At 44.2% G+C, this 13634-nt stretch carries 7 protein-coding genes, 18 tRNA genes, 3 rRNA genes and 2 pseudogenes; 1 reads left to right on the top strand and 29 read right to left on the bottom strand.

What is annotated here, in order from left to right; genetic code table 11:
- Positions 1 to 68: 68 nt before the first annotated feature.
- The 8 genes and pseudogenes from rpsG to HMPREF9957_RS08490 form a co-directional block, all read right to left on the bottom strand.
- The gene (gene rpsG, locus HMPREF9957_RS08525; RefSeq protein ID WP_000087873.1) at positions 69 to 539 is read right to left on the bottom strand and encodes a 30S ribosomal protein S7; all 471 of its coding nucleotides are present in this window, start codon (positions 537 to 539) and stop codon (positions 69 to 71) included.
- A 19-nt stretch (positions 540 to 558) separates the two neighbouring features.
- Positions 559 to 972 (bottom strand): 30S ribosomal protein S12, encoded by a 414-nt coding sequence (gene rpsL / locus HMPREF9957_RS08520; protein ID WP_001142332.1) that lies wholly within the window; start codon positions 970 to 972, stop codon positions 559 to 561.
- Between the two features lie 467 nt (positions 973 to 1439).
- Entirely contained in the window at positions 1440 to 2039 is a 600-nt protein-coding gene (locus tag HMPREF9957_RS08515; protein WP_000866701.1) for a response regulator transcription factor, read from the bottom strand.
- Complete coding sequence (locus tag HMPREF9957_RS08510) at positions 2040 to 3137, bottom strand: sensor histidine kinase (RefSeq protein ID WP_000893551.1); 1098 nt, start codon at positions 3135 to 3137, stop codon at positions 2040 to 2042. It lies immediately after the preceding gene.
- Positions 3137 to 3874: an ABC transporter permease gene (locus HMPREF9957_RS08505; RefSeq protein ID WP_025170708.1), complete on the bottom strand. Its 738-nt coding sequence runs from the start codon at positions 3872 to 3874 to the stop codon at positions 3137 to 3139. Before HMPREF9957_RS08505 ends, HMPREF9957_RS08510 begins: the two co-directional genes overlap by 1 nt.
- 1 nt (position 3875) lies before the next feature.
- Positions 3876 to 4760, bottom strand: a complete 885-nt coding sequence (locus HMPREF9957_RS08500; RefSeq protein WP_001055988.1) for an ABC transporter ATP-binding protein — start codon at positions 4758 to 4760, stop codon at positions 3876 to 3878.
- Positions 4747 to 4940: pseudogene (locus HMPREF9957_RS08495) on the bottom strand (hypothetical protein). The gene HMPREF9957_RS08500 and the pseudogene HMPREF9957_RS08495 overlap by 14 nt, the downstream one beginning before the upstream one ends.
- Positions 4937 to 5143, bottom strand: coding sequence for a hypothetical protein (locus HMPREF9957_RS08490; RefSeq protein WP_000390793.1), 207 nt, complete (start codon positions 5141 to 5143; stop codon positions 4937 to 4939). The pseudogene HMPREF9957_RS08495 and the gene HMPREF9957_RS08490 overlap by 4 nt, the downstream one beginning before the upstream one ends.
- A 585-nt stretch (positions 5144 to 5728) precedes the next feature.
- On the opposite strand from HMPREF9957_RS08490, the pseudogene HMPREF9957_RS12695 reads away from it, so the two are divergent.
- Positions 5729 to 6996 (top strand): annotated as a pseudogene (locus HMPREF9957_RS12695) (ISL3 family transposase).
- A 71-nt stretch (positions 6997 to 7067) separates the two neighbouring features.
- Here the strand turns inward: HMPREF9957_RS12695 and HMPREF9957_RS08475 are convergent.
- The 21 genes from HMPREF9957_RS08475 to HMPREF9957_RS08375 form a co-directional block, all read right to left on the bottom strand.
- Positions 7068 to 7155: transfer RNA gene (locus HMPREF9957_RS08475), tRNA-Ser, on the bottom strand.
- A 6-nt stretch (positions 7156 to 7161) separates the two neighbouring features.
- Positions 7162 to 7235 (bottom strand) — tRNA-Ile (locus HMPREF9957_RS08470).
- A gap of 34 nt (positions 7236 to 7269) precedes the next feature.
- Positions 7270 to 7340: transfer RNA gene (locus HMPREF9957_RS08465), tRNA-Gly, on the bottom strand.
- Between the two features lie 20 nt (positions 7341 to 7360).
- Positions 7361 to 7433 (bottom strand) — tRNA-Phe (locus HMPREF9957_RS08460).
- Positions 7434 to 7436: 3 nt separating this feature from the next.
- Positions 7437 to 7510: transfer RNA gene (locus HMPREF9957_RS08455), tRNA-Met, on the bottom strand.
- 9 nt (positions 7511 to 7519) lie between these two features.
- Positions 7520 to 7609, bottom strand: a tRNA-Ser gene (locus HMPREF9957_RS08450).
- A gap of 12 nt (positions 7610 to 7621) precedes the next feature.
- Positions 7622 to 7695 (bottom strand) — tRNA-Ile (locus HMPREF9957_RS08445).
- Positions 7696 to 7708: 13 nt separating this feature from the next.
- A tRNA-Met gene (locus tag HMPREF9957_RS08440) sits at positions 7709 to 7782 on the bottom strand.
- 5 nt (positions 7783 to 7787) lie between these two features.
- Positions 7788 to 7861: transfer RNA gene (locus tag HMPREF9957_RS08435), tRNA-Pro, on the bottom strand.
- A gap of 15 nt (positions 7862 to 7876) precedes the next feature.
- Positions 7877 to 7950: transfer RNA gene (locus tag HMPREF9957_RS08430), tRNA-Arg, on the bottom strand.
- 9 nt (positions 7951 to 7959) lie between these two features.
- A tRNA-Leu gene (locus HMPREF9957_RS08425) sits at positions 7960 to 8045 on the bottom strand.
- A gap of 7 nt (positions 8046 to 8052) precedes the next feature.
- Positions 8053 to 8124 (bottom strand) — tRNA-Gly (locus HMPREF9957_RS08420).
- Between the two features lie 22 nt (positions 8125 to 8146).
- Positions 8147 to 8219 (bottom strand) — tRNA-Thr (locus tag HMPREF9957_RS08415).
- Between the two features lie 18 nt (positions 8220 to 8237).
- Positions 8238 to 8319 (bottom strand) — tRNA-Leu (locus tag HMPREF9957_RS08410).
- 5 nt (positions 8320 to 8324) lie between these two features.
- Positions 8325 to 8397 (bottom strand) — tRNA-Lys (locus HMPREF9957_RS08405).
- Between the two features lie 23 nt (positions 8398 to 8420).
- Positions 8421 to 8493, bottom strand: a tRNA-Asp gene (locus HMPREF9957_RS08400).
- 2 nt (positions 8494 to 8495) lie between these two features.
- A tRNA-Val gene (locus tag HMPREF9957_RS08395) sits at positions 8496 to 8568 on the bottom strand.
- A gap of 4 nt (positions 8569 to 8572) precedes the next feature.
- Positions 8573 to 8688 (bottom strand): 5S ribosomal RNA (gene rrf / locus HMPREF9957_RS08390).
- 76 nt (positions 8689 to 8764) lie between these two features.
- Positions 8765 to 11666 (bottom strand): 23S ribosomal RNA (locus HMPREF9957_RS08385).
- 125 nt (positions 11667 to 11791) lie between these two features.
- Positions 11792 to 11863, bottom strand: a tRNA-Ala gene (locus tag HMPREF9957_RS08380).
- A 51-nt stretch (positions 11864 to 11914) separates the two neighbouring features.
- Positions 11915 to 13460: ribosomal RNA gene (locus HMPREF9957_RS08375) — 16S ribosomal RNA — on the bottom strand.
- Together the 16S, 23S and 5S rRNA genes with 18 tRNA genes alongside form the textbook arrangement of a ribosomal RNA operon.
- Between the last annotated feature and the right edge of the window lie 174 nt (positions 13461 to 13634).

The following is a 13634-nucleotide window of genomic DNA, read 5'->3' as shown; positions in this document are numbered from 1 at the left end:
GTTGCAATCGCAACCTGCTTCGATTCCCTATTTTCTCTGGGACTTTCTTAACGCTTTCGCATCCTATCTTACCAACGGAAGTGTGCGAATGCACGGTTAGCTTCAGCCATACGGTGAGTGTCTTCACGTTTCTTAACAGCTGCACCAGTGTTGTTAGCAGCATCCAAGATTTCTTTTGCAAGACGATCTTGCATTGTGTGTTCACCACGAAGACGAGCGATTGTTACCAACCAACGAAGTCCAAGTGTTGTACGACGTTCTGGACGAACTTCAACTGGGACTTGGTAGTTAGAACCACCAACACGACGTGCACGTACTTCAAGTACAGGCATGATGTTTTCCATAGCTGTTTCAAATACTTCAAGTGCATCGTTTCCAGTAGCTTCTTTGATTTGCTCAAAAGCACCGTAAACGATTGAAGCAGCTGTACCACGTTTACCATCAAGCATAACGCGGTTGATAAGACGAGTAACTAGTTGTGAATTGTAAAGCGGATCTGGCAATACGTCACGTTTTGGAGCTCTATTTTTACGACTCATTTCTCTTTATCCCCTTTCCTTATGCTTTTGGACGTTTAGTACCGTATTTAGAACGGCCTTGTTTACGATCGTTAACACCTGCAGTATCAAGTGCACCACGGACGATATGGTAACGTACCCCTGGAAGGTCTTTTACACGTCCACCGCGAAGAAGCACCACGCTGTGCTCTTGCAAGTTGTGTCCGATACCTGGGATGTAGGCAGTAACTTCGATAAGGTTGCTCAAACGTACACGAGCGAATTTACGAAGGGCTGAGTTAGGTTTTTTAGGTGTCATTGTTCCAACACGAGTTGCAACACCACGTTTTTGTGGTGAAGAAACGTTTGTTTGAACTTTTTTATGACTGTTGTAACCAACGTTCAAAGCTGGTGATTTAGATTTTTCTACTTTTGATTTACGCGGTTTGCGAACCAATTGGTTAATTGTAGGCATCTACATTCTCCTGTGTTTTTTTATTTTTGGTGATGATACACTTGGTGACAGCTATCATCTGTGTGTACTTTTGCAACATTTGTCAGCACGTCCCTGTACACTCTTGAGAGACCAAAAGTAAAAAGTACCGTCTATTATTGTAACAAATTTTTCCCTTGCTTGTCAAGATATTTTTCTTTTTTATTGTTAATTTTAGCTCTTTGGTACCACCTTATACTCAATGAAAATCAAAGAGCAAACTAGGAAGATAGCAGCAGGCTGCTCAAAGCACTGCTTTGAGGTTATAGATAAGACTGACAAAGTCAGTCACATATATAATCCAAGGTGAAGCTGACGTGGTTTGAAGAGATTTTCGAAGAGCATTAGACGAAACAAAAAGGAGGAAACTAAGTCCTCCTCTAGTTACAAAATTATTTGATTGAATAACTTCAATTTTAGCACATAATGGTTTTCGAGTTATGATAGTATCACAACCAACCAGATTCTTTCGCGATATTAGCTGCCTCTGTTCGATTAGCAGCATCTAGTTTCGAAAGAATATTGGTGACATAATTTCGGACGGTTCCGTTTGATAAATAAAGTTGATCTGCAATTTCTTGGTTAGACAAGCCTTGAGCAATTCCCTTTAAAACTGCGATTTCTTGTTCTGTTAATGGATTGGGATGAGTCATCACCACTTCCATCAATTCAGGCGAATACTCCTTACGTCCTTCGAGGACGGTGTGCAAGGTTTGCATGAGATCTGCAATGCTTCGTTCCTTTAATACATAAGCATCCACTCCAGCCTTGACCGCACGTTCAAAATACCCTGGGCGCTTGAAGGTCGTCACTACAACCACCTTTGTTTCAAGCTTTTCTGCTCGTATCCACTCCAAGACTTCGAGGCCCGTCTTAACAGGCATTTCTACGTCAAGGATGGCGATATCTACAGACTCCTTTTCTAATAGTTGGATTGCTTCTTGCCCATTCTTGGCTTGAAAGACAGACTCTACATCCGGTTGAAGCGCGAGCAACTGGCACATGGCATCTCGCAACATACTTTGATCTTCTGCGACTAATACTTTCATCTACTTTCTCTCCTTATAAGCTAGTCGAACCTGAACTTCTGTCGGTTGTTTCTGACTAATCACCTTTACCTCTCCCGAAAATGGAAGGACACGTTCTCGGACTGTATGGAGCTCATTTTCTGTTACAGTTTCAAAACCTTTCCCGTCATCTCTGACCATCAAGAGCAATTCCTTCTCTGTCCGTTCTAATTTTAAGTAAGCTTTAGATGCATTGGCATGTTTGATGATATTGGTTACTAACTCAAGCAAAATCATGGAAGCCGTTGACTCCAATTCCTGAGTTAAGCTAGCTGTATCTAGTTGATTAGCTATTTCCACCTCAATTCCAGCAATTTCTAACATCTTTTTCACAGTCTCTAGTTCGGATGCCAAAGTTCTAGACTTAAGATTTTCCACAATGGTTCTCACTTCACGCATTGATTCTTTGCTAATCTGCTGTATTTCTCTTAATTCCTTTTCCACCTGTGGATAAGCCTGCATTTGAAATAACTGCAAGGCTAAATCTGTCTTGACACTCAACATAGCAAAGGTATGTCCCAAGCTATCATGCAAATCTTGACCGATACGACTACGTTCATTTTCAGCAAGCAATAGATTTATCTGGGCATTTTGCTTAGCCTGAGCTTCTTTCAAATCCTCCACAATACGAATCCGAACCAAGCCAAAAGTCATTAAATCGACAAAAGCAAGAATTACAAGTAGATAGAATAGAAACTCAACTTCGATTCTCTGAAAAATCAACAGTTGCCCCACAACAAGGACTTGAGCAAGAAGAAAAGTCCAGACATGTAAAGACTTTAAACTACGTACGCTGAAATGATAACTTAAGAGATTGGATAGGAAAAAGAAAAACCAGATATAATTAACAGCAACAAAGGCAGTATTCCCAACTACATAAGTCAGCATGAGGCCCCAATATAGCCAAGATAGGCGCTGGTTTTTAGTTATTAAAACACCCAAATACGTCACTACAAATAGAATATCAGCCAATAAATGCCAAGCAGGAAGCTCCCCAATCACTACAGGTAGGATGGGAAAAAGCATAAAAATCAAACTGACCCAAAACATATAGTGTATGCTTTTCAGTCTCTCAAGCATTAAGCATTCTCCTTATGACCTTGAAGGTAAATAGTCAAACCAAATAAAACTGCTGAAAAAACAAGTAAATAAACTGTGGCTGATAAATTGATGCCACCCTCATTTAAGAAGGTCTTGATTAATTCCATCAACTGATAGGTCGGGAGACACTTACCTACTGCTTGCATCCAGTCTGGAAATAAAGAGATAGGCATCCAGAGTCCACCTAAAACAGCCAACCCTAGATAAAGAAGATTGCCCACGACAGACATCAGCTGACTAGTTGGTAAGAGAGTCAAGGTCAAGCCAAGCGCTACAAAAGCAATACTTCCCATAATCAGCAAAATCGCAGCTCCAACCCAGCTTGCTAGAGGTATGTCCACACCTCTTACAAAATGCCCAACTGAGAAAACCACCAAGATTGAAACCAAATAATCAACCAGCATACTTGTTATCTTTGATAGATAATATTCTACCATATTTACCGGAGTATGACGCAATGTTTTCTGCCAGTTGTTGATTTTATCTGTATGTAAAACAGCTGGGAATGAAAACATAGCTGTCGACATCATGGAAAAGGCTGTCATGGAGATGAGGTAATCACGCATAAAATTAGCTGGTCCACCAGGTGTGTCCTGGTACATGCCTGAAAAGAATAAATAGAAGGCTGTCGGCATCCCTACGGATAATAGATAATAGACTAATTGTCGTTTGGTCAATAGAAATTCTATCTTATTTAATGCGATCCATCGTTTCATCTTAGTCATCTCCCTTCTGTGTTTCTTCAAAGATTGTATCTAGCAAACTACGGTTATTAACTTCGATTTCTTGTATGCTACATCCTGCTTGAACTAACAGTTCCCAAAAAGCATTTGCCTCTCGTGTGACTACTTGCAGAGCATCTTGTTTTTGTACCCAATTTTCAACCAAGTTAGACTGTTCGACAACTTCCTTATATGCTAGAGGAAGGATAAAGTGCTTTTCAATCTCCTCACTGCGCATGGCTAGAGGTGTTGTATCGCGAATCAACTCTCCCTTATTCAAGACCAAGATTCGGTCCGCTGTATGCTCTACCTCTTCGATATAATGGGACGAATAGAGGATGGTTACTCCCTGAGCTTTTAACTCCTGAACAATTTCCCAAAAGCGTTGACGAGTTGAGGTATCCATGGACGCAGTAGGCTCATCTAAAAAGACAAGCTTTGGTCGCCCAATTAAGGTCAAGACAAAAGAGAAAAGACGCTTTTGTCCACCTGATAATTTTTCTGCAAATTGCTCTTTTTGTTGCTTGTCAAACTGCAATAGTTGATCGATTTCCTGCTCGCTCAAGGGATTTGGATAGATACGTTGAAAGAAAACAATCAACTCTTTTACCTTTAGTTTTTGAACAATTACGTTTTCTTGAGGGAGATAGGATCTCGTATAGTCTAACTTAGAGCTCGTTACCGGCAAATCTTGGATGGATACTTGACCCCTTGTGACCAGTTTATCTCCAAGCAAACAGTCCAAGAGTGTCGTCTTACCAGCTCCATTTGGCCCAATCAAGGCAATGCATTCGCCTTCTGCCACCTCAAAGGAAATATCCTTCAAAATCCCCTTGCCCTTGATATTTTTATGTAAGCCTTGAACCTTAATCATGTTCATGATATTCTCCTTTCAACCATTCCATCCCCATCGGAAAGGCGATAAAAATCATAAATCCACCCCCCATGCACCACGGATGAATTGGCGAAGCAAGGTTTGAGCAAACCAACCTGTAAACATTTCTACCAACCATACCCCTAGTGACAGGCCGATAAAGAAATAGATGACCCCTCTCTTCATTCCTCAAACTCCTTCTTCACATCTCTGACTAATTTCAAACCTTCTCTAACAAGCCAAGACATCATTCCAAAGCCAGCAAAGACCTCCCAAGGAAAATGGTAGAAACCCTCATCCAATCCCGAAAATATGAGATAGGTCATAACTCCTGCTACTACTAAACTCACTGCGATAATCATTTTATTTCTCATCACTTCTTCCTCCATTTTATACTTCAATTATAGTCTTTTGAAATCAGAGGAGATAGAAGCTTCTGTCACTAGAAAATATGACAAATGTCATAAAAAATTCTGTTTAAAAGAATCAAGAAACATTACACAACAAAACACGGGTAGAAAAGAATCTATAGTTCCTTCCGTCAAAGTGATATCAAATTTAGACTATAACGTAAATTAATACTCATTTAAAATCAAAAGACCAGAAATTTTCATCCCATAAGCACATATATTATACATTGCTCCAAAAAATTTTTTATTGCTTTCTTAAAAATTAGTAAGATTTATAAAATCCCTTGAATTCAATGTGTATACCTACACGACAGTATTTAATAAAAAGTCTAGGAACAAAAAACAATACTATAATTTTAATAGAATATCATTTTATAAAATGAATTACTGATACCTAAAAAAGAGAGAACCAAACTGATTCTCCCTTAAGGTAAATAATATGGGCTCTATAATATTTGTAGTGGGTAAATCCCCTATAGATATTATGGAGCCTATTTTATTGTAGAAAAAAGTCCCATATCATCTATAATGAAAAGCGACCAAACCATCATTAGAAAGATTCATATAGAACAATTACATTTTATCACAAAACTACGAGACATTAAAAACCCTAATATTCAAATTATAGATATCATCAATAGGGATTCCCACAAAGAAATCATTGCTAAATTGGATTATGAGGCTCCATCTTGCCCTGATTGCGGAAGTCAAATGAAGAAATATGACTTTCAAAAATCTTCTAAAATTCCTTACCTTGAAACTACTGGTATGCCTGCTAGAATTCTCCTTAGAAAACGTCGTTTCAAGTACTATCATTGCTCTAAAATGATGGTGGTTGAGACTTCTATCGTCAAGAAGAATCATTAAATTCCTCGTATTATCAACCAAAAAATTGCGCAAAAGTTGATTGAAAAGACTTCTATGACCGATATTGCTCATCAGCTGGCTATTTCAACTTCAACTGTCATTCGTAAGCTCAATGACTTCCGTTTTAAGTCTGATTTTTCTTACCTCCCTGAGATTATGTCCTGGGACGAGTACGCCTTTACAAAGGGAAAGATGAGCTTTATTGCGCAAGATTTTGACAAGCTCAATATCATCACTGTTCTTGAGGGTAGAACACAAGCTGTCATTCGTAATCACTTTCTTAAATATGATAGAGTCGTCCGATGTCGCACCAAAATCATTACTATGGATATGTTTAGCCCTTACTATGACTTGGCTAAACAGCTTCGCTTTCGAATTTCTAGGTTCAGGCTAAAACAGTCCACTGGACTGTTTTACTCCAACACTTAAGCCGTGTTATGAGTCGTGTGCGTATCCAAATCACGAATCAGTTTGATCGAAAGTCTCATGAATACAAGACTATCAAGCGCTACTGGAAACTCATCCAACAGGATAGCTTTAAACTCAGCGATAAACGTTTTTATCGTCCTACTTTTCGCATGCACTTGACCAATAAAGAGATTCTAGACAAGATTCTGAGTTATTCAGAAGACTTGAAACACCACTATGAACTCTATCAACTCTTGCTTTTTCACTTTCAGAATAAAGAACCAGAAAAATTTTTCGGACTCATTGAGGACAATCTGAATCAGGTTCATCCTCTCTTTCAGACTGTCTTTAAAACCTTTCTAAAGGATAAAGAAAAAATCGTCAATACCCTTCAACTACCCTATTCTAACGCCAAACTGGAAGCGACTAATAATCTCATCAAACTTATCAAGCACAATGCCTTTGGTTTTCGAAACTTTGAAAACTTCAAAAAACGGATTTTTATCACTCTGAACATCAAAAAAGAAAGGACGAAATTTGTCCTTTCTCAATCTTAGCTTTTCTTCAACTAACTATAGTTAGAAAGAGCTAAAATTTTTAAAAAAAGAGTTATAAACTCTCATTAAAACGGAGAATAAGGGATTCGAACCCTTGCGCCAGTTACCCGACCTAACGATTTAGCAAACCGTCCTCTTCAGCCTCTTGAGTAATTCTCCAATTAATGGGCACGAGTGGACTCGAACCACCGACCTCACGCTTATCAGGCGTGCGCTCTAACCACCTGAGCTACGCGCCCAAGTTAAAAACTTGGTAATTTGAACAAAGTTCAAAGCGGGTGACGAGAATCGAACTCGCGACAACAGCTTGGAAGGCTGTAGTTTTACCACTAAACTACACCCGCATACATACTATTAATAAAAATGGCGCGAGACGGAATCGAACCGCCGACACATGGAGCTTCAATCCATTGCTCTACCAACTGAGCTACCGAGCCTTATTGCGGGAGCAGGATTTGAACCTACGACCTTCGGGTTATGAGCCCGACGAGCTACCGAGCTGCTCCATCCCGCGTTAATAAAAAGGAGGATGTGGGATTCGAACCCACGCACGCTTTTACACGCCTGACGGTTTTCAAGACCGTTCCCTTCAGCCGGACTTGGGTAATCCTCCATACTATTCAAATGGACCTTGTAGGACTTGAACCTACGACCACTCGGTTATGAGCCGAGAGCTCTAACCAGCTGAGCTAAAGGTCCAACAAGATCTTTATAGCGGCGAAGGGGATCGAACCCCCGACCTCCCGGGTATGAACCGGACGCTCTAGCCAGCTGAGCTACACCGCCATATATCGGGAAGACAGGATTCGAACCTGCGACACCTTGGTCCCAAACCAAGTACTCTACCAAGCTGAGCTACTTCCCGAGTTAAATAGAAAAATGCACCCTAGAGGAGTCGAACCTCTAACCGCCTGATTCGTAGTCAGGTACTCTATCCAGTTGAGCTAAGGGTGCTCTATATTATGCCGAGGACCGGAATCGAACCGGTACGATCGTTACCAATCGCAGGATTTTAAGTCCTGTGCGTCTGCCAGTTCCGCCACCCCGGCCTCTCCAAGCGAACGACGGGATTCGAACCCGCGACCCCCACCTTGGCAAGGTGGTGTTCTACCACTGAACTACGTTCGCACTGTTTTCTTCTATCTAAAAATGCCGGCTACATGACTTGAACACGCGACCCTCTGATTACAAATCAGATGCTCTACCAACTGAGCTAAGCCGGCTCATTTATTATATCTTAATGCGGGTTAAGGGACTTGAACCCCCACGCCGTTAAGCGCCAGATCCTAAATCTGGTGCGTCTGCCAATTCCGCCAAACCCGCATATATGACCCGTACTGGGCTCGAACCAGTGACCCATTGATTAAAAGTCAATTGCTCTACCAACTGAGCTAACGAGTCTAAAATAACTTCCGTTATCTTAACGGTCCCGACGGGAATCGAACCCGCGATCTTCGCCGTGACAGGGCGACGTGATAACCGCTACACTACGGGACCTTTGGGAGTTAACGGGATCGAACCGCTGACCCTCTGCTTGTAAGGCAGATGCTCTCCCAGCTGAGCTAAACTCCCTAGAGCTAAGCGACTTCCATATCTCACAGGGGGCAACCCCCAACTACTTCCGGCGTTCTAGGGCTTAACTTCTGTGTTCGGCATGGGTACAGGTGTATCTCCTAGGCTATCGTCACTTAACTCTGAGTAATACCTACTCAAAATTGAATATCTATTCAAACCAAGAAAACCATTCGCTTTCATATTCTCAGTTACTTTGGATAAGTCCTCGAGCTATTAGTATTAGTCCGCTACATGTGTCGCCACACTTCCACTTCTAACCTATCTACCTGATCATCTCTCAGGGCTCTTACTGATATATAATCATGGGAAATCTCATCTTGAGGTGGGTTTCACACTTAGATGCTTTCAGCGTTTATCCCTTCCCTACATAGCTACCCAGCGATGCCTTTGGCAAGACAACTGGTACACCAGCGGTAAGTCCACTCTGGTCCTCTCGTACTAGGAGCAGATCCTCTCAAATTTCCTACGCCCGCGACGGATAGGGACCGAACTGTCTCACGACGTTCTGAACCCAGCTCGCGTGCCGCTTTAATGGGCGAACAGCCCAACCCTTGGGACCGACTACAGCCCCAGGATGCGACGAGCCGACATCGAGGTGCCAAACCTCCCCGTCGATGTGAACTCTTGGGGGAGATAAGCCTGTTATCCCCAGGGTAGCTTTTATCCGTTGAGCGATGGCCCTTCCATACGGAACCACCGGATCACTAAGCCCGACTTTCGTCCCTGCTCGAGTTGTAGCTCTCGCAGTCAAGCTCCCTTATACCTTTACACTCTGCGAATGATTTCCAACCATTCTGAGGGAACCTTTGGGCGCCTCCGTTACCTTTTAGGAGGCGACCGCCCCAGTCAAACTGCCCGTCAGACACTGTCTCCGATAGGGATCACCTATCTGGGTTAGAGTGGCCATAACACAAGGGTAGTATCCCAACAACGTCTCCTTCGAAACTGGCGTCCCGATCTCGTAGACTCCTACCTATCCTGTACATGTGGTACAGACACTCAATATCAAACTGCAGTAAAGCTCCATGGGGTCTTTCCGTCCTGTCGCGGGTAACCTGCATCTTCACAGGTACTAAAATTTCACCGAGTCTCTCGTTGAGACAGTGCCCAAATCATTACGCCTCTCGTGCGGGTCGGAACTTACCCGACAAGGAATTACGCTACCTTAGGACCGTTATAGTTACGGCCGCCGTTTACTGGGGCTTCAATTCATACCTTCGCTTGCGCTAAGCACTCCTCTTAACCTTCCAGCACCGGGCAGGCGTCACCCCCTATACATCATCTTACGATTTAGCAGAGAGCTGTGTTTTTGATAAACAGTTGCTTGGGCCTATTCACTGCGGCTGACTTAAAGTCAGCACCCCTTCTCCCGAAGTTACGGGGTCATTTTGCCGAGTTCCTTAACGAGAGTTCTCTCGCTCACCTGAGGCTACTCGCCTCGACTACCTGTGTCGGTTTGCGGTACGGGTAGAGTATGTTTAAACGCTAGAAGCTTTTCTTGGCAGTGTGACGTCACTAACTTCGCTACTAAACTTCGCTCCCCATCACAGCTCAATGTTATAGAACTAAGCATTTAACTCAATTCACACCTCACTGCTTAGACAGACACTTCCAATCGTCTGCTTTAGTTAGCCTACTGCGTCCCTCCATCACTACATACTCTAGTACAGGAATATCAACCTGTTGTCCATCGGATACACCTTTCGGTCTCTCCTTAGGTCCCGACTAACCCAGGGCGGACGAGCCTTCCCCTGGAAACCTTAGTCTTACGGTGGACAGGATTCTCACCTGTCTTTCGCTACTCATACCGGCATTCTCACTTCTATGCGTTCCAGCACTCCTCACGGTACACCTTCATCACACATAGAACGCTCTCCTACCATACCTATAAAGGTATCCACAGCTTCGGTAAATTGTTTTAGCCCCGGTACATTTTCGGCGCAGGGTCACTCGACTAGTGAGCTATTACGCACTCTTTGAATGAATAGCTGCTTCTAAGCTAACATCCTAGTTGTCTGTGCAACCCCACATCCTTTTCCACTTAACAATTATTTTGGGACCTTAGCTGGTGGTCTGGGCTGTTTCCCTTTCGACTACGGATCTTAGCACTCGCAGTCTGACTGCCGACCATAATTCATTGGCATTCGGAGTTTATCTGAGATTGGTAATCCGGGATGGACCCCTCACCCAAACAGTGCTCTACCTCCAAGAATCTCTAATGTCGACGCTAGCCCTAAAGCTATTTCGGAGAGAACCAGCTATCTCCAAGTTCGTTTGGAATTTCTCCGCTACCCACAAGTCATCCAAGCACTTTTCAACGTGCCCTGGTTCGGTCCTCCAGTGCGTCTTACCGCACCTTCAACCTGCTCATGGGTAGGTCACATGGTTTCGGGTCTACGTCATGATACTAATTCGCCCTATTCAGACTCGGTTTCCCTACGGCTCCGTCTCTTCAACTTAACCTCGCATCATAACGTAACTCGCCGGTTCATTCTACAAAAGGCACGCTCTCACCCATTAACGGGCTCGAACTTGTTGTAGGCACACGGTTTCAGGTTCTATTTCACTTCCCTCCCGGGGTGCTTTTCACCTTTCCCTCACGGTACTGGTTCACTATCGGTCACTAGGGAGTATTTAGGGTTGGGAGATGGTCCTCCCAGATTCCGACGGGATTTCACGTGTCCCGCCGTACTCAGGATACTGCTAGGTACAAAGACTATTTTAAATACGAGGCTGTTACTCTCTTTGGCTGATCTTCCCAAATCATTCTTCTATAATCTTTGAGTCCACATTGCAGTCCTACAACCCCGAAGAGTAAACTCTTCGGTTTGCCCTCCTGCCGTTTCGCTCGCCGCTACTAAGGCAGTCGCTTTTGCTTTCTCTTCCTGCAGCTACTTAGATGTTTCAGTTCACTGCGTCTTCCTCCTCACATCCTTAACAGATGCGGGTAACAGGTAGTACCTGTTGGGTTCCCCCATTCGGAAATCCCTGGATCATCGCTTACTTACAGCTACCCAAGGCATATCGTCGTTTGTCACGTCCTTCTTCGGCTCCTAGTGCCAAGGCATCCACCGTGCGCCCTTATTAACTTAACCTTATTTTTCTGACCTTTCAGTCATAAACTCTTATTAATACTACAGCGTTTTCGGTTTATTTTCTTGTTACTATTTGATATAGATATTCAATTTTCAATGTGCATTACTTGGTGATCTCTCACCAATGGAGCCTAGCGGGATCGAACCGCTGACCTCCTGCGTGCAAAGCAGGCGCTCTCCAGCTGAGCTAAGGCCCCACAAGACCTCTCAAGACTAAACAAGACCAATGCGCAGTTCCTTATCCTTAGAAAGGAGGTGATCCAGCCGCACCTTCCGATACGGCTACCTTGTTACGACTTCACCCCAATCATCTATCCCACCTTAGGCGGCTGGCTCCTTACGGTTACCTCACCGACTTCGGGTGTTACAAACTCTCGTGGTGTGACGGGCGGTGTGTACAAGGCCCGGGAACGTATTCACCGCGGCGTGCTGATCCGCGATTACTAGCGATTCCGACTTCATGTAGGCGAGTTGCAGCCTACAATCCGAACTGAGACTGGCTTTAAGAGATTAGCTTGCCGTCACCGGCTTGCGACTCGTTGTACCAGCCATTGTAGCACGTGTGTAGCCCAGGTCATAAGGGGCATGATGATTTGACGTCATCCCCACCTTCCTCCGGTTTATTACCGGCAGTCTCGCTAGAGTGCCCAACTGAATGATGGCAACTAACAATAGGGGTTGCGCTCGTTGCGGGACTTAACCCAACATCTCACGACACGAGCTGACGACAACCATGCACCACCTGTCACCTCTGTCCCGAAGGAAAACTCTATCTCTAGAGCGGTCAGAGGGATGTCAAGACCTGGTAAGGTTCTTCGCGTTGCTTCGAATTAAACCACATGCTCCACCGCTTGTGCGGGCCCCCGTCAATTCCTTTGAGTTTCAACCTTGCGGTCGTACTCCCCAGGCGGAGTGCTTAATGCGTTAGCTACGGCACTAAACCCCGGAAAGGGTCTAACACCTAGCACTCATCGTTTACGGCGTGGACTACCAGGGTATCTAATCCTGTTTGCTCCCCACGCTTTCGAGCCTCAGCGTCAGTTACAAGCCAGAGAGCCGCTTTCGCCACCGGTGTTCCTCCATATATCTACGCATTTCACCGCTACACATGGAATTCCACTCTCCCCTCTTGCACTCAAGTTAAACAGTTTCCAAAGCGTACTATGGTTAAGCCACAGCCTTTAACTTCAGACTTATCTAACCGCCTGCGCTCGCTTTACGCCCAATAAATCCGGACAACGCTCGGGACCTACGTATTACCGCGGCTGCTGGCACGTAGTTAGCCGTCCCTTTCTGGTAAGATACCGTCACAGTGTGAACTTTCCACTCTCACACTCGTTCTTCTCTTACAACAGAGCTTTACGATCCGAAAACCTTCTTCACTCACGCGGCGTTGCTCGGTCAGACTTCCGTCCATTGCCGAAGATTCCCTACTGCTGCCTCCCGTAGGAGTCTGGGCCGTGTCTCAGTCCCAGTGTGGCCGATCACCCTCTCAGGTCGGCTATGTATCGTCGCCTTGGTGAGCCGTTACCCCACCAACTAGCTAATACAACGCAGGTCCATCTGGTAGTGATGCAATTGCACCTTTTAAGCAAATGTCATGCAACATCTACTATTATGCGGTATTAGCTATCGTTTCCAATAGTTATCCCCCGCTACCAGGCAGGTTACCTACGCGTTACTCACCCGTTCGCAACTCATCCAGAGAAGCAAGCTCCTCCTTCAGCGTTCTACTTGCATGTATTAGGCACGCCGCCAGCGTTCGTCCTGAGCCAGGATCAAACTCTCATTAAAAGTTTGAGTTCTCACTCATTTCTGTCACTGACAGATTTATTGTTTTTTTCATTGTTCAGTACTACAACAGTTGTTGTAGTGCCCTGCACATTGGTTCGTCTTGTTCAGTTTTCAAAGGTCTTTGTCACTTGCTTCTCTCAAGCGACAACTATATTAGTATATCACAGACGCTTT

Origin of the sequence: Streptococcus mitis SK1080, assembly GCF_000220085.1 — a bacterium.
GTDB classification, from domain to species: Bacteria; Bacillota; Bacilli; order Lactobacillales; family Streptococcaceae; genus Streptococcus; species Streptococcus mitis_K.
Note: the sequence above shows the minus strand (reverse complement) of the source record. Positions and strands in the feature narration are given on the sequence as shown.